The following is a 14,580-nucleotide window of genomic DNA, read 5'->3' on the forward strand; positions in this document are numbered from 1 at the left end:
CCTGACGCGCGAAGACCCCCGCGCCGGATGCGCGGGGGTCTCCAGGTGGGCCGTGGGCAGCGGCCGTGGACAGCGGCCGTGGACCGGCCGGCGGTCAGGACCTCGGGCCGCGCCGCTCCCGCAGCTCGCGGACGCCCGCCACGGCGAGGACCAGCAGGGCGGCGCCCGTCGACCACAGCAACTGCGGTCGCGCGGAGTCGTCGAACAGCATCAGCACCAGGACCGCCGCCATCCCGGCCAGCGCGGCCCAGGTGGCGTACGGGAACAGCCACATCGGCAGGACCAGCCGCTCGGGCATGTCCCGCTCGATCCGGCGCCGCAGCCTCAGCTGCGAGACCGCGATCAGCGCCCACACGAACAGCAGGACGGCGCCGACCGCGTTGAGCATGTAGAGGAAGATCGTGTCCGGCCACAGCAGGTTGAGGACCACCGAGACGAAGCCGAAGGCCACCGACGCGAACACCGCCCGCCGCGGCACGCCGCCGGCCGAGACCTTCAGCAGCGACGTGGGCGCCTCCTCGCGTTCGGCCAGCGAGAAGATCATGCGCGAGGATCCGTACAGGTTCGCGTTCAGCGCCGACAGCAGGGCCACGAACACCACGATGTTCATGATCTGGCCGGCCCCGGGGATGCCGACGGAGTCGAGGACGGCGACGTACGGGCTCTGCCCCGGCTCCAGCGAGTCCCACGGCAGCAGGGTCACGATGACGATCATCGAGCCGACGTAGAAGAAGAGGATGCGCCACACCGCGCTGCGCACCGCGCGGGACACCGAGCGGGCCGGGTCGTCGGACTCGGCGGCCGCGATGGTGACGACCTCCAGGCCGCCGAAGGCGAAGATGACGGCCAGCATGCCCGCGATCACGCCGCCGAAGCCCTCGGGGAAGAAGCCGCCGTGGCCGGTCAGGTTGGCCATGCCGACCGGATCCGTGTCCGGGAGCACGCCGAGGATCGCCAGGGTGCCGAGGATCAGGAAGAGTACGATCGCGCCGACCTTGAGGGCGGCGAACCAGAACTCGAACTCGCCGAAGTTCTTCACGGCGGCCAGGTTGCTCACGGTGAAGACCACCATGAAGAGCAGCACCCAGACCCACTGGTCGATCGAGGGCACCCAGCCGTTCGCGATCTTCGCGGCGCCGGTGGCCTCCACGGCCAGCACCACGACCAGCAGGAACCAGTACAGCCAGCCCGCCGAGAAGCCGGCCCAGCGGCCGAGCGCCCGCTCCGCGTAGACGGAGAACGAGCCGGAGGCGGGCATCGCGGCCGACATCTCGCCCAGCGCGCGCATCACCAGCATCGCGAGGAGGCCGGCGAGGAGGTAGGAGCAGATGATCGCGGGACCGGCGATGCCGATGCCGGCGCCGGATCCGACGAAGAGGCCGGCGCCGATCACGCCGCCGAGGCCCAGCATGGTCAGATGGCGCTGCTTGAGGCTGTGGCTGAGGGGTTCCTGGGGCAGGTCGCCCGTCGTGGGAGGTGCGTCTGGCAGGCGCTCACGCATGAGGAGTGCTCGTACTCTCGTTCGGCCCAGCGGTGGTGGGGACTCCGCCATTGACTTGGCAGGATCCAACAGTCTCGCTGAGCGGCGGTCGTCCGTGCAAAACGGACGTGTTGTCGGATGTTCCTAGTGACGAGGATCACGCCACGCTGATCAGAGGGGTGGGCTTTGTCCGGTCCCCACGAACAGGGGGAGCGGGGCTTTGTCCCGGGCGGCGGTGGGGCGGCTCCGGACCCCGCACTAACGTCGGTGATCGTCCCGACCCCCACCACTGTGCGGAGCCCCTCATGAGCACTGCTTCCGTCTCCCTCCGGCCCGGCGCCGTCCTCGCCGACCTGCTGCCCGCGAGCCGGGTGCGCGACATCGCGCTCGTCGTCGGCGGCGCCGCCCTGACCGGGCTCGCCGCGCAGATCGCGGTGCCGGTCCCCGGCTCCCCGGTCCCCGTCACGGGCCAGACCTTCGCCGCGCTGCTCGTCGGCACCGCCTTCGGCGCCCGCCGCGGCTTCCTCTCGCTGGCGCTGTACGCCCTCGTGGGCATGGCCGGCGTGCCGTGGTTCGCGGGCGGGACCTCCGGGGCCGGCGGCGCCTCCTTCGGCTACGTGCTCGGCATGATGCTCGCCGCCACCGTCGTCGGCGCCCTCGCGCGGCGCGGCGCCGACCGCTCGGTCCTGCGTACCGCGGGCACGATGGCGCTCGGCTCCGCGGTGATCTACGCGGTGGGCGTGCCGTACCTGATGGCCTCCACCGGGATGTCCCTGGGTGCCGCCGTCGCGGCGGGCCTGACCCCGTTCCTGGTCGGCGACGCCCTCAAGGCCGCCTTCGCGATGGGCGCCCTGCCGGCCGCCTGGAAGCTGGCTGGCCGCCGCGGCTGACGCGGCCCCGCCCCGCCCCGCAGCGCCGGAGCCCGGCCCGCCTGACGAGGTGGGCCGGGCTCCGGCGTGCGCACGGGACACGACCGGGCGGTCAGCCCTGGACCGCGGCGCGCTTGCGGCGCAGGTCCATGACCACGCCGACGGCGACGACCAGGCCGGCGACGAGGCAGGACAGGGTGACCACCTCGCGGTTGGCGTCGTCCACGAACATGTAGCCGATCACGAACATGATCAGCGCGGCGGTGGCCCAGGTCAGCCACGGGAAGAGCCACATCTTCACGGTCAGCTTCTCCGGGGCCTCGCGGACCAGGATCCCGCGCATCCGCAGCTGGGTGAAGCAGATCACCAGCCACACGAAGAGCGCGATGGCGCCGGAGGAGTTCAGGAGGAAGTTGAAGACCGTGTCCTTGAAGGCGTAGTTGAAGTAGACGGCGACGAAGCCGAAGACCGTGGAGCCGAGGATCGCGGCGACCGGGACACCGTTCTTGTTGACCTTGGCGAACGCCTTGGGGGCGTCGCCGCGCTCACCGAGCGAGAAGGCCATGCGGGAGGCGGTGTAGAGGCCGGAGTTCAGGCAGGACAGCACGGCGGTCAGGACGATGACCTCCATGATCGTGCCGGCGTTCGCGATGCCGATCGAGTCCAGGGCGGCGACGTACGAGCCCTTCTCGGTGATCGACTTGTCGTTCCAGGGGAGCAGCGTCAGCACGACGAAGATCGAGCCGAGGTAGAAGACGCCGATACGCCAGATCACGGAGTTGGTGGCCTGCGTGACCGCTTTGCGGGGGTTCTCCGACTCGCCGGCGGCGAGCGTGACGATCTCGCTGCCCATGAAGGAGAAGACGACCATCAGCACACCGGTCAGGACGGCGCCGTACCCGTTGGGGAAGAAGCCGCCGGTGTCGGTGAGGTGCGCGAAGCCCGCGCCGGGGTTGTCGGAGCCGGGCAGGACGCCGAAGACGGCCAGCATGCCGATGACCACGAAGGCGCCGATGGCGACGACCTTGATGCCCGCGAACCAGAACTCGAACTCACCGTAGGAGGCGACCGAGCCGAGGTTGGTGACGGTCAGCACCGCCATCACGATGAGGGCCCAGGCCCACTGCGGGACGGCCGGGATCCAGTTCTCCAGGATGGCGGCACCGGCGGTGGCCTCCACCGCGAGGACGACGACCCAGAAGAACCAGTAGAGCCAGCCGATGGAGAAGCCTGCCCAGCGGCCGAGCGCCCGGTCGGCGTAGGCGGAGAAGGAGCCCGAGTTCGGGCTGGCGGCGGCCATCTCGCCCAGCATCCGCATCACGAAGACCACCATGGCTCCGACGAGGGCGTAGGAGATCAGGATGGCGGGACCGGCCTTGGCGATGCCGCCACCGGAGCCGACGAAGAGACCGGCGCCGATGACACCGCCAATGGCGATCATGGACAGGTGGCGGTTCTTGAGACCGGCCTTCAGACCGTCGGAGGGCAGGCCGCCGTCACCGGGGTTTCCGGTGGGGTCGCCTGCCTTCTGAAGGGTCGTCGTGGAGCTCATGGACGAATCCTTAGGTTCTCGGGTTGCGAGCCCCGGCATTCAAACCTGAGATGAACACAGGACGGAAGACCTCGATTCGGATCGTCGGGCCGGGGCGAACGACCGGGAGCGGCGTCCTGCCGTGTCCCATCTGTGTCCTTTGGGTTTACTTGAGCTTTAGAAGTGACTTACGCGACACCCGCTGCGGGCTGTCGGGGCTCCTCGTGCCACACTCGACCCATGCGCGTGTACCTCGGATCCGACCATGCCGGCTTTGAGCTCAAGAACCACCTCGTGGACTGGCTCAAGAACAACGGCCACGAGCCCGTCGACTGTGGCCCCCACATCTACGACGCCGTGGACGACTACCCGCCCTTCTGCCTCCGCGCCGCGGAGAAGACCGCCGCGGACGAGGGCAGCCTCGGCATCGTGATCGGCGGCTCCGGCAACGGGGAGCAGATCGCCGCGAACAAGGTCAAGGGCGTCCGCGCCATCCTGGCCTGGAGCGTCCAGACCGCCCAGCTCGGCCGCGAGCACAACAACGCCAACGTCATCTCCGTCGGCGGCCGCATGCACACGCAGGACGAGGCCGTCAGCTTCATCGAGGCCTTCCTGGCGACCCCGTACTCCGGCGAGGAGCGCCACACCCGCCGCATCGACATGCTCTCCGCCTACGAGCAGACCGGCGAACTCCCCCCGATCCCGGCCCACCACCCGCAGGGCTGATCCCGCTTCCGGCCGTGCCGCTCCCGCCGGGGGCGGCACGGCCGTTCCATTCCTCCGAGGAGCCCGCCGTGCCCGAGGGGCATACGATCCACCGCCTCGCCCAGGACCACGACGAGAGGTTCGCCGGGCGGCCGGTCTCCGTCAGCAGTCCGCAGGGGCGCTTCGCCGAGAGCGCGGCCCTGCTCGACGGACGGACCCTGGACGGCGTCGACGCCCACGGCAAACACCTCTTCCTCGGGTTCGAGGGCGACGAGTGGATCCATGTCCACCTCGGCCTCTTCGGCAAGCTCGGCTTCGGCCCGGCCCCCGCCCCGCCCGCGACCGACACGGTCCGGCTGCGCCTGCTGAACGCGGACCACTACGCCGACCTGCGCGGCCCGACGGCCTGCGCGCTGATCGGCGAGGGCGAGAAGAAGGCGATACACGACCGGCTCGGCCCGGACCCGCTGCGGCCGGGCGACGACCCCGGCCGTGCCTGGGCCCGTGTCTCCCGCTCCCGTACCACGATCGCCGCGCTGCTCATGGACCAGAAGGTGGTCGCGGGCGTCGGCAACGTCTACCGCGCCGAGGTCCTCTTCCGGCACGGCATCGACCCGTACCGCACGGGCAAGGACCTCACCCGCGCCGAGTGGGAGGCCATGTGGGAGGACCTCGCCGCGCTGATGCGCCAAGGCGTGCGGAACAACCGCATCGACACCGTCCGCGACGAGCACCTTCCGGAGGCGATGGGCCGCCCGCCGCGCGTGGACGACCACGGCGGGGAGGTGTACGTGTACCGGAGGGCGAACATGCCCTGCCACATCTGCGCCACCGAGATCCGCACGGCGGACCTGGCGGCCCGCAACCTCTTCTGGTGCCCGGGCTGCCAGGCGGGCTGAGGCGCAGAGCCGGGGAGCCGCTGAGCCGCTGAGCGGGGGAACTGGGACAGGGGGCGTAGGGGGCGTAGGGGGCATCCCGCCCATCGGTCGGCAAGGGGCGCATCTCCAGAGCCATGCGCCCATCCCTACCAGGGCATTCCGCATCACCGGGGAGGTTTCGGGCACTTCGCGGCTTCCGGTCCGGGGGTACCCCTGCGCATTCACAGCCAGGATGGATAGGGTCCCGAAGCAATGGCCGGAGCACGTGTGGAGACCCTTCTGGCCCGGATGCGCATGCGGTCGCACCGGGGCCGCACCGCCCTGCGCAAATCCGCCGTCGACTACTTCCGCGGCGACGCCTCCGACTGGCTCGCCTTCGGTGGACTGCTGCTCACCGTCCCCGCCATAGCCTGCGGCACGCTGATGATGCCCGTCTGGTTCTCGCCGGCGGCACTCGTCCTGCCCATCGTGGCCGGCGGCCTCCTGCTGCGCCCCGCCAGCCTCCTCGCCCTGTACGCGGCCTCCGCCGCCGCACTGATCGTCGAGGCCCTCGTGCTCGGCCCCTACACCCATGGCCCGGCACGGGTCACCCCCGGTACCGTCCTGGTCGTCGCGGCCTGCGGTTTCTTCGGACTGCTCATCGCGCAGTTCCGCAGCCGCGTCGGCGTGCCCTGGCGGCGCGGCGGCACCATGCTCTTCGACCTGCGCGAACGCATCCGCGTACAGAGCAAGCTGCCTGCCCTGCCCCGCGGCTGGCACCGCGAGATGGCGCTGCGCCCCGCCGGTGGCCAGTCCTTCTCCGGCGATTTCGTGGTCGCGGCCCGGACCAACGGCGGCCGGACCCTGGAGATCGTCCTGACCGACGTCTCCGGCAAGGGCATGGAGGCGGGCTCCCGGGCCCTGCTGCTGTCCGGCGCCTTCGGCGGACTGCTCGGCGCGCTGCCGCCCCACGGCTTCCTGCCCGCCGCCAACGGCTACCTGCTCCGCCAGGACTGGGACGAGGGCTTCGCCACCTCCATCCACCTCGTCCTGGACCTGGACACCGGCGACTACGAACTCCTCTCGGCCGGCCACCTCCCCGCCCTCCAGCTCTGCGCGGGCACCGGCCGCTGGCAGGAGAAGTCCGGTGAGGGCCCGCTGCTCGGCGTCTACGACGGCGCCGAGTTCACCCCCGCCCGCGGCAACCTCCGCCGCGGCGACGTCCTGATGCTCTTCACCGACGGCCTCGTCGAGACCGCCGACCGCGAGATCAGCGAGGGCATCGACCGCCTCACCGGCGAAGCCGACCGCTACGTCTCCGCCGGCTGGGCGGGCGCGGCCTGGCACCTGATCGAGAAGGTCGCAAAGGACGTCAACGACGACCGGGCCCTGCTCCTCATCCGCCGCTCCCCCTGAGCCGTGCCGGGGCCGGAGCCCAAGTGGGCCCAGGTGGGGCCGGGGCGGGACCGAGGTGGGGCCGGCGCACCACCCCTCAGTCGAAGCGGATGTGCCGCACGCCCACCAGCGTCCGCCGGATCCGGGACCGCAGCGGGCCGTCGGTGTCCGGCGCCAGGTCCAGGCCGGCCGAGGCGGCCACCCGGTCCGCGACCCGGGACACGGTCAACCCGTCGGTGGTCAGGTGCTGGGCGAACTCCGGCGCGCGCAGCGCCTCCAGACAGCCGTCGAGCCGCGACACGGCAAAGCCCTCCCGTTTCAGCCCCAGACCCAGCCCTCGCCCGCGCAGCCGCCGCAGCACCGTCTCCCGTTCCGCCAGCAGCGCGAAATGCCGTACGTCGTGACCGCGTTCCCGCAGCCGCCCCACGGTCTCCGCGAAAGGGACCGGCTCCGTGACGGTCATCGGCACCAGCACCGCACCCGGATGCCGCCGCGCCGCGAGGTCCAGCACCTCGAACACCCCCTGGCGCCAGGCCGGAAAGTCCTGGAAGTCCCCGCGCAGGCCGGGCGGCAGCATCCGGTGCAGCCCGAACCCGACGTGCTCGGGATCGCACACGACGCTGCCCGGGAGCCGCCGGCAGATCTCGTACGCCGTCCGGGTCTTGCCGCCGCCGAAGGGCCCGTTCAGCCAGACGATCACGGGGCGACCGCCGTCCACGCGCTGATCCCCAGCCTCCCCGTGTTCCCGAGGTCGAACGGCCGGGCCGGCCGCAGCCACAGCCGGGGCGCTCCGGGCCGGGGCGCGAGCTCCAGGGCCGCCGCCGTCGTGGCCGGCACCGCCGCATCGGTGACGAGGTTGCGCCACACCACCGACCAGGCGGCCGCCTGTCCCGGCGCCAGCGTCACCCGCTGCGGCGCCGCGTCGATGTCCGGCACCCCCGTGGTGATCCCCGCCGAGCCGTGCTCCACCGAGACGTCCAGCAGCTCGTCGCGGCCGTCCCGCAGCCACACCTGTGGGTAGCCCTCCAGTACGTACGCCTCCGTACCGCAGTTGATCAGTTGGTAGCTCTCCACCCGCAGCCCCATCGCCGCGTTCCCGCCCGCCTCGACCAGCCGGACCCCGCCCTCGGGGCATGCCGGGTCGGAGGACGGCTCGGGGGCTCCCCGGTTCGGCGCGCCCCCCGTACCCGGCCCCGCCGGGCGGGCGCGCGACTCGGAGACCGGCCCCGGCGCGGCCCGCGGCGCCGGCGGCGTACCGCACCCCACGGCCCCCACGAGCAGCCCCGCGGCCACCGCGCCCCCGACCGCGCCCCGCACCGACCGACCCGACCGCACCCGCCGAACGCCCCGCCCCCGCCGAACGCCCCGCACCTGCCGCACCTGCCGCTCCCGCCGCTCCCGCCGCTCCCGCCGCTTCGCGATCATCCGTCGAGCCTACGCCGCCCCGCCCGGCCCGCGGGGCGGTACGGGGGCCACCCGCCCGGAATTGGCACGCCCGCGCGGGCCCGCGCGGCCCTACCGTGCCCCCATGGACCGCACGCTCGCCGCCGACCTCGCCCGGCTCCCCGACCTCCTCGACGCCACCCGCCGCGCCGCCGCCGAAGCGCTCGCCACCCTGGACGAGCGCGCCGTCGTACCGGCCGCCCCGAAGCCGGCCGACCCCGAACCGCTCCCGGAGCACGGTTACGGCACCGAGGCCGCCCTCGCGGCCTTCCGCGCCCGCTGGGAACCGCGGCTCTCGGCCTCCGCCGGCCCCCGCTACCTCGGCTTCGTCACCGGAGGCGCCACCCCCGCCGCCCTCGCCGGGGACTGGCTCACCGCCGCCCACGACCAGAACTCCAACTCCTCGATGGACGGCGCCGGCCAGGACCTCGAACGCGAGACCGTGGGCTGGCTGCGCGAACTCTTCGGCCTCTCCGACGCCCACACCGGCACCTTCGTCAGCGGCGCCACCATGTCCAACACCACCGGCCTCGCCATCGCCCGCGAATGGCTCGGCGAACGCCTCGGTGTGTCCCCAGCCGAGGACGGCGCCGCATCCCTCGGCCCGGTCCGCGTCCTCTCCGGCGCCCCGCACTCCTCCATCGCCAAGGCCCTCTCCTTCCTCGGCCTCGGCCGCAACTCCCTCGTCCGCGTCCCGACCCTGCCCGGCCGCGAGGCCGTGGACCCCGCCGCCCTGGACCGGGCACTGGCCGACACCCCCGGACCGGCAGTGGTCGTCGCCAACGCGGGCACCGTCAACACCGTCGACTTCGACGACCTCCCCGCCATCGCCGCCCTCCGCGCACGGCACGACTTCTGGCTCCACACCGACGCCGCCTTCGGCGCCTTCGCCGCGCTCTCCCCGGAGCACGCACACCTCACCGAAGGCCTTGACGCCGCCGACTCCGTCTGCGTCGACCTGCACAAGTGGCTCAACGTCCCCTACGACAGCGCCGTCCAGTTCACCCGCCGCCGCGACCTCCAGGCGCGCGTCTTCCAGAACGCCGCCGCCTACCTCGGCCCCCTCGGCGAACACCCCGACCTCGTCCACCTCACCCCGGAGAACTCCCACCGGCTGCGCGCCCTCGCCGCCTGGTTCACGCTGCGCGCCTACGGCCGCCGGGGGCACCGGGAGATCGTCGAGCGCAACGTCGCCGGCGCCCGGGCCCTGGGCGCGGCCCTGGAGGAGGACCCCGCCTTCACCCTCCTCGCCCCCGTCCGCCTCAACGTCGTCTGCTTCACCCTGGCCGACGGCCGCGATCCGGCCCGGCTGACCGCCCTGCGCGAGGCCGTGTCCGCCGAGGTGTTCGTCACCCCGACCGTGTACGAGGGAACCGCCGGGCTGCGCGCCGCGTTCTCCAACTGGCGTACGACGCAGACAGATGTCCGCAGGGCCGCCCGGGCCCTGCGCACGGCAGCGAGGGAGATCGCATGACCGGCAGTCCCCTGACCCTCCTGGAGGTCGAGGCCCTGGCGCGCGACGCGCACGAGGGTCGGACCGACAAGGCCGGCCGGCCGTACGCCGAGCACCTCGCGGCCGTCGCCGAGGGCGTGCGCGTGCGCGGCGGCAGCCCCGAACAACAGGCGGCGGCCTGGCTGCACGACGCGATCGAGGACGAGGCGCTGAGCCTCACATGGCTGGATTCCGCCGCTCTTCCGCAGTCCGTCAAGGACATGGTCCTGGCCGTCACCAAGCGCCCCGACGAGCCGGTCGAGACGTACGCCGCCCGCATCCTGGCCACCCCGGGCGCCCTGCTCGTGAAGGAGGCCGACCTCGCGCACAACGCCGACCCCGTACGCCTCTCCGTGCTGGACGCCCCCACCCGCGAGAGGCTGTCCGCGAAGTACGCCCATGTCCGCTCCCTCCTGGGTCTCACCGCCTCCTGACCCCCCCTGCCGCGGCGATCGGTGAAAACGGAACCATGGCCTTTCGTCACGGGGCGTATGACCGTGGCCGGTTGGTGGGAGGATGGTCCATGTGGGGGCATTCCCGGCCGTGCGCCCCCGGCCGACCAGGGGACGACCGAAGGTGTGATCAGTAGTGGCCATTTCGCTCTCAGTTGTGGTTCTGTTGGGCGTCATCCTGGTGGTGCTGATCCGCGGCAACCACATCAAGACGGGCCCCGCCATCGTCGCGGCCCTCTTCGGCTTCTTCCTGGCGTCCAGCTCGATCGCGGACGACGTGAACCGTTTCCTCAACTCCCTGGCGACGATGATCGCCAACATCAAGCTCTGACGCCGACGACGCCGGCCGACGGCCCGAACCACCCCGTCGACCGGGCGCGGCGCCCCGCCGCCCCGGGCGTCGCCCTCGCGGGCCCCACCGTGCCCGGCCGCACCACCGCCACCGGCGACCCGGACCGGGCGGTGCTGGTCGAGGACGGCGGGCGGCGGCACCTGCGCAGCTGACGAAGGGCCAGGTCGAGGAAACATCCTCTGACCTGGCCCTTTGTGCGGCAGAGCGGGCGACGGGAATCGAACCCGCGTAGCTAGTTTGGAAGATGGCGTACGAACAGGAGGCCCGACCTGCCGAGCACCTGACGTGCACCGGAGCGGAGCACCCACCCCGGTTCACCGTGGTTCCCCACCAGTCGCCGTCCGATCGGGCACCCGACGGGCACGCGAGCAGACACGACCGTCAGAGGAACGTCTCCGCCATCGGGCACGCCTCCAACGCCTGGTCCGGCCGGTCGGCTCAATGCCACCAGAGATGCCGAGCGGGGCACTTCCACAGCGACCGGCAGACCCGTTCGCCGTCGTCCTCCCGGCGACAGAGCACGAATCCGCCGAACTTCATGGCTTGGTCGCAGTCCGGGCAGGTAGGCGCGTCGCTGGTCATACCGAGGACCCTAACGGCGTTGCGGCGCCTTGCCCGGCTCCAGCAGGATTCAGGCGGGGAGGGGTGAACATGGAACGACAGGACCTGATGCGGCTTCTGGCGGGCGAAGACGAAGCATCGAAGGCCGCTCTGGCCGCCCTCGCCGATGGCGCCGACCATGTCGTCTGGGAGGGCGTGGACTTGTCCTCCGAGGACTACGCCCGGGGCTACGAGAGCCGGCGTAGGTCGTCCCAGCGCAGGGGCATGGAAACCCTGGGCTGGGAACGGGCGGTGCGACTGCTTCGCGAGCACGCCCAGCCGGTTCGGAGGGGGAGGATCACAGCCGTTGACGGCTCATGGACCTTCTACCTCTTCTTCACCGAGGACGGTGGTGAACTGGTGGCTTGCGTCGGCGGACGGCGGCCCGAGCGGCGCGCACCCGAAGCAGGTCGCTCGACAGGCCAGACGTCACCCTGAGGCCGCTCCAGAGCCTCCATGAGGGCATTGTGGACGGCAAGCTCCACACCCCGGCAGGGCGCGGTGAAGAACATCTCCTGAGCCTCGCCGAGGCTGCATCCGACCACCTCCCTGGTCACCAGGACCGCGTCCACGCCGTCACAGCCCATCTCCTTCAAGAACTCCTGACGGGCCGAGCCGTCGTGGCTCTCCGCCCACACGGGCCCAGCAGCCACAGCCAGCGCGGCTATGCGGGCCGTCCGCTCCGCGTCCACAGAGATCCTCTCTCCTCCTGCGGCTGCTCTAACGGCCGACAGGGACCTCGTAGACGATCTCGCACAGAGCGGCTGGGATGACGATGTCCGCAGTCTCCACAGGCTGTCCCTGATCGCTGTAGTACGTCCGCCGGATGTGGGTGACCAGAGCTGCCTTCTGGATCCCGAGGAGCGACGCCTCCTCGGCGGTCGCCTGCCGCGGCTCCGGCTGCTCCACGGCATGGCTGACGATGATCCCGATCGCGGCCATCCGGTTCACCACACCGACGCCGGCATGCGGCCCACCCTCCGGCAGGACCACGAGCGTCCCCGCGGTGAGTTCGTACGGCTCCCAACTCGTGGACAACTGCACCGGCCGTCCATCGGCGAGGAACTCGTAGACCGTGCGCACGCACAGATCTCCCTCGACGATCCCGAGCCGCGCCGCAATCTCAGCCGGGGCCGGCACTTTCGCTTCGGTCCGACTCTCCCAGTTGCCCTGCTTCTACGTCCCCCACGACCTCACGCTGGCAACAGGCTGATCCCGCGCTGCCCACGGTGAACTGCCTGCACATCCCAGCTAGGAGCAGTCTGGGCGAGACAACGAAGCGGCCCCTGAGCATCCGTCGGGGGCCGCTTCGACGTACACGGCTCTGGAGGCCCTTCTAATCCGTAGCTCTACAGAGATCGGTCAGCGCCGACCATTCCGGCCGCTAAGGAGCGTACGGGGGGCACGACGGGCTGATTCCGGGGCCGGGAACGACCAAGGGCCAGGTCGAGGAAATGTCCTCTGACCTGGCCCTTTGGTACTCAGAGCGGGCGACGGGAATCGAACCCGCGTAGCTAGTTTGGAAGACTAGGGCTCTACCATTGAGCTACGCCCGCACGGGCTGCGCCGCAGGTCCGGGACCTTGGCACGGACAGCATCCTAGCGGGTCGTTCCGGCGGATCGCACACCACATTCCGTGCCCGCGCCGTGGTCTGTCCGAAACGGCTCTGGAAGCACCGCGCATCAGAGGGTCTCCGGGCATGTACCCTACGTGTCGCACCGACGGGGTGTGGCGCAGCTTGGTAGCGCGTCCGCTTTGGGAGCGGAAGGTCGTCGGTTCGAATCCGGCCACCCCGACCACTGCAAGATCACGTTGTGGGCTGATTGCCGCTTGCGGCTACTATGCAAGCTGCGTGCCCGTGTGTCTGATGTACCGGGCCGAAGTCCGCCGGGCCGCTGATTCCAGCGCGACGGCAGATCCCCCAGCAGTCAGCCACAAGGAGACCGAACCGTGAAGAGCGCCGTTGAGACCCTGAACCCGACGCGGGTTCGGCTCACTGTTGAGGTGCCCTTCGAGGAGCTCAAGGACAGCCTCGACGCGGCGTACAAGAAGATCAACCAGCAGGTCACGGTGAAGGGCTTCCGCAAGGGCAAGATCCCGGCCCGCGTCATCGACCAGCGCTTCGGCCGCGGTGCGGTGCTGGAGGAGGCCGTCAACGACGCCCTCCCGAAGTTCTACACCGAGGCTGTCAACGAGGCCGACCTCAACCCGCTGGGCCAGCCCGAGGTCGACATCACCGAGCTGAAGGACGGCGAGCTGCTGGCCTTCACCGCCGAGGTCGACGTGCGCCCCGAGATCGAGATCCCGGACTACTCCGGCATCGAGGTCGAGGTCGACGCCATCGAGGTCTCCGACGAGGACGTCGAGAAGTCCGTCGAGCAGCTGCGGGGCCGCTTCGCGTCCACCAAGGACGTCGAGCGCGCCGCCGCCGATGGTGACGTCGTCACCATCGACCTGGAGGCCAAGGTCGACGGCGAGGTGCTGCCCGACGGCGTCGCCTCCGACGTCTCCTACACCATCGGCTCGGGCGAGCTGCTCGAAGGCATCGACGAGGCCGTCACCGGCCTGGAGGCCGGTGGCGAGGCCACCTTCACCTCGCAGCTGAAGGGCGGCTCCGCCGAGGGCAAGGACGCCGAGGTCACCGTCAAGGTCACCAAGGTCGCCGCCAAGGAGCTCCCGGAGCTGGACGACGAGTTCGCCCAGATGGCGAGCGAGTTCGACACCCTTGAGGACCTCAAGGCGGACAGCCGCACGCGCCTTGAGAACATGAAGCAGTACGACCAGGCCACGCAGGCCCAGGAGCGCGTCCTGGAGAAGCTGCTGGAGCTCGTCGAGGTGCCGATCCCCGAGAAGCTGCTCGAGGACGAGGTCAACACCCGCAAGCACAACCTGGAGCACCACCAGCTCGGCCAGATGGGCCTGGACCTGGCGAAGTACCTGGAGTTCCAGGGCAAGACGGTCGAGGAGTTCGACGCCGAGACCAAGGAGCAGGCGATCAAGGGCATCAAGACCCAGTTCGTCCTGGACGCCCTGGTCAACAAGGAGAAGCTGGGCGTGAACCAGGAGGAGCTCACCGAGCACCTCATGCGCCGTGCGCAGTCCTCCGGCATGTCCCCCGACCAGTTCGCCCAGGCCGTCGTCGAGGGCGGCCAGGTCCCGATGCTGGTCGGCGAGGTCGCCCGCGGCAAGGCCCTCGCGGTCGTCGTCGAGGCCGCCAAGGTCGTCGACACCAACGGTGAGGTCGTCGACCTCTCCGACGAGGAGGACGAGGTCGAGACGGCCGCCGAGACCGTCGAGGCCGCCGTTGACGGCGACGCCGAGGTCAAGGCCGACGAGGCCAAGTAACACTCCGGGCCGAGCCCGCCGAGCAGTGCCCCGAAGGGCCCGGACGCAGCCGCGTCCG

General features: G+C 71.2%; 13 protein-coding genes, 2 tRNA genes and 1 pseudogene. 10 read left to right on the top strand and 6 right to left on the bottom strand.

Going from position 1 to position 14,580, the window contains the following annotated elements; all coding sequences use genetic code 11:
* Window positions 1–94 precede the first annotated feature (94 nt).
* The gene (locus tag ACIPXC_RS06380) at window positions 95–1,501 is read right to left on the bottom strand and encodes an amino acid permease (protein WP_401614076.1); all 1,407 of its coding nucleotides are present in this window, start codon (window positions 1,499–1,501) and stop codon (window positions 95–97) included.
* Window positions 1,502–1,785: 284 nt separating this feature from the next.
* Between ACIPXC_RS06380 and ACIPXC_RS06385 the strand changes: the two genes are divergently transcribed.
* Window positions 1,786–2,370 (top strand): biotin transporter BioY, encoded by a 585-nt coding sequence (locus ACIPXC_RS06385; RefSeq protein WP_401614078.1) that lies wholly within the window; start codon window positions 1,786–1,788, stop codon window positions 2,368–2,370.
* Window positions 2,371–2,461: 91 nt separating this feature from the next.
* Here the strand turns inward: ACIPXC_RS06385 and ACIPXC_RS06390 are convergent, their stop codons facing one another.
* Window positions 2,462–3,901 (bottom strand): amino acid permease, encoded by a 1,440-nt coding sequence (locus ACIPXC_RS06390; protein ID WP_401614080.1) that lies wholly within the window; start codon window positions 3,899–3,901, stop codon window positions 2,462–2,464.
* 219 nt (window positions 3,902–4,120) lie between these two features.
* On the opposite strand from ACIPXC_RS06390, the gene ACIPXC_RS06395 reads away from it, so the two are divergent.
* From ACIPXC_RS06395 to ACIPXC_RS06405, 3 genes are all read left to right on the top strand, one after another.
* Window positions 4,121–4,606, top strand: coding sequence for a ribose-5-phosphate isomerase (locus ACIPXC_RS06395; protein WP_030036244.1), 486 nt, complete (start codon window positions 4,121–4,123; stop codon window positions 4,604–4,606).
* A gap of 68 nt (window positions 4,607–4,674) precedes the next feature.
* Window positions 4,675–5,484: an Fpg/Nei family DNA glycosylase gene (locus ACIPXC_RS06400; protein WP_401614082.1), complete on the top strand. Its 810-nt coding sequence runs from the start codon at window positions 4,675–4,677 to the stop codon at window positions 5,482–5,484.
* Window positions 5,485–5,715: 231 nt separating this feature from the next.
* The gene (locus ACIPXC_RS06405) at window positions 5,716–6,858 is read left to right on the top strand and encodes a PP2C family protein-serine/threonine phosphatase (protein ID WP_401614084.1); all 1,143 of its coding nucleotides are present in this window, start codon (window positions 5,716–5,718) and stop codon (window positions 6,856–6,858) included.
* 76 nt (window positions 6,859–6,934) lie between these two features.
* On the opposite strand, the gene ACIPXC_RS06410 is transcribed toward ACIPXC_RS06405, so the two are convergent.
* Window positions 6,935–7,537: an AAA family ATPase gene (locus ACIPXC_RS06410; protein WP_401614171.1), complete on the bottom strand. Its 603-nt coding sequence runs from the start codon at window positions 7,535–7,537 to the stop codon at window positions 6,935–6,937.
* Complete coding sequence (locus ACIPXC_RS06415) at window positions 7,534–8,154, bottom strand: DUF4232 domain-containing protein (RefSeq protein ID WP_401614086.1); 621 nt, start codon at window positions 8,152–8,154, stop codon at window positions 7,534–7,536. The genes ACIPXC_RS06410 and ACIPXC_RS06415 overlap by 4 nt, the downstream gene beginning before the upstream one ends.
* Before the next feature lie 211 nt (window positions 8,155–8,365).
* Here ACIPXC_RS06415 and ACIPXC_RS06420 point away from each other — a divergent pair, with 211 nt between their 5' ends.
* The 4 genes from ACIPXC_RS06420 (at window position 8,366) to ACIPXC_RS06435 (ending at window position 11,614) form a co-directional block, all read left to right on the top strand.
* The gene (locus ACIPXC_RS06420; protein ID WP_401614088.1) at window positions 8,366–9,754 is read left to right on the top strand and encodes a pyridoxal phosphate-dependent decarboxylase family protein; all 1,389 of its coding nucleotides are present in this window, start codon (window positions 8,366–8,368) and stop codon (window positions 9,752–9,754) included.
* Entirely contained in the window at window positions 9,751–10,206 is a 456-nt protein-coding gene (locus tag ACIPXC_RS06425; RefSeq protein ID WP_401614090.1) for an HD domain-containing protein, read from the top strand. Before ACIPXC_RS06420 ends, ACIPXC_RS06425 begins: the two co-directional genes overlap by 4 nt.
* A gap of 154 nt (window positions 10,207–10,360) precedes the next feature.
* Window positions 10,361–10,555 (top strand): membrane protein, encoded by a 195-nt coding sequence (locus ACIPXC_RS06430; protein WP_030026959.1) that lies wholly within the window; start codon window positions 10,361–10,363, stop codon window positions 10,553–10,555.
* A gap of 672 nt (window positions 10,556–11,227) precedes the next feature.
* Complete coding sequence (locus ACIPXC_RS06435; RefSeq protein WP_401614092.1) at window positions 11,228–11,614, top strand: hypothetical protein; 387 nt, start codon at window positions 11,228–11,230, stop codon at window positions 11,612–11,614.
* 282 nt (window positions 11,615–11,896) lie between these two features.
* Here ACIPXC_RS06435 and ACIPXC_RS06440 read toward each other — a convergent pair.
* Window positions 11,897–12,352 (bottom strand): annotated as a pseudogene (locus ACIPXC_RS06440) (UTRA domain-containing protein); the annotation flags it as partial.
* Window positions 12,353–12,661: 309 nt separating this feature from the next.
* Window positions 12,662–12,732, bottom strand: a tRNA-Gly gene (locus ACIPXC_RS06445).
* Between the two features lie 167 nt (window positions 12,733–12,899).
* On the opposite strand from ACIPXC_RS06445, the gene ACIPXC_RS06450 reads away from it, so the two are divergent.
* Together ACIPXC_RS06450 and tig are read left to right on the top strand one after the other, a co-directional pair.
* Window positions 12,900–12,976: transfer RNA gene (locus tag ACIPXC_RS06450), tRNA-Pro, on the top strand.
* 151 nt (window positions 12,977–13,127) lie between these two features.
* Window positions 13,128–14,522 carry a trigger factor gene (tig, locus tag ACIPXC_RS06455; protein ID WP_401614094.1) on the top strand — a complete coding sequence of 465 codons (1,395 nt, stop codon included), beginning with the start codon at window positions 13,128–13,130 and terminating at the stop codon, window positions 14,520–14,522.
* The last annotated feature ends 58 nt before the right edge of the window (window positions 14,523–14,580 follow it).

The organism is Streptomyces sp. NPDC090021, from assembly GCF_044748225.1.
Taxonomy (GTDB): domain Bacteria; phylum Actinomycetota; class Actinomycetes; order Streptomycetales; family Streptomycetaceae; genus Streptomyces.

What these genes read in the sequence shown, in the direction of transcription:
- ACIPXC_RS06380 (WP_401614076.1), bottom strand. Translation starts at nt 1,501, where the DNA reads ATGCGTGAGCGCCTGCCAGACGCACCTCCCACGACGGGCGACCTGCCC.
- ACIPXC_RS06385 (WP_401614078.1), top strand. Translation starts at nt 1,786, where the DNA reads ATGAGCACTGCTTCCGTCTCCCTCCGGCCCGGCGCCGTCCTCGCCGAC.
- ACIPXC_RS06390 (WP_401614080.1), bottom strand. Translation starts at nt 3,901, where the DNA reads ATGAGCTCCACGACGACCCTTCAGAAGGCAGGCGACCCCACCGGAAAC.
- ACIPXC_RS06395 (WP_030036244.1), top strand. Translation starts at nt 4,121, where the DNA reads ATGCGCGTGTACCTCGGATCCGACCATGCCGGCTTTGAGCTCAAGAAC.
- ACIPXC_RS06405 (WP_401614084.1), top strand. Translation starts at nt 5,716, where the DNA reads ATGGCCGGAGCACGTGTGGAGACCCTTCTGGCCCGGATGCGCATGCGG.
- ACIPXC_RS06420 (WP_401614088.1), top strand. Translation starts at nt 8,366, where the DNA reads ATGGACCGCACGCTCGCCGCCGACCTCGCCCGGCTCCCCGACCTCCTC.
- ACIPXC_RS06425 (WP_401614090.1), top strand. Translation starts at nt 9,751, where the DNA reads ATGACCGGCAGTCCCCTGACCCTCCTGGAGGTCGAGGCCCTGGCGCGC.
- ACIPXC_RS06435 (WP_401614092.1), top strand. Translation starts at nt 11,228, where the DNA reads ATGGAACGACAGGACCTGATGCGGCTTCTGGCGGGCGAAGACGAAGCA.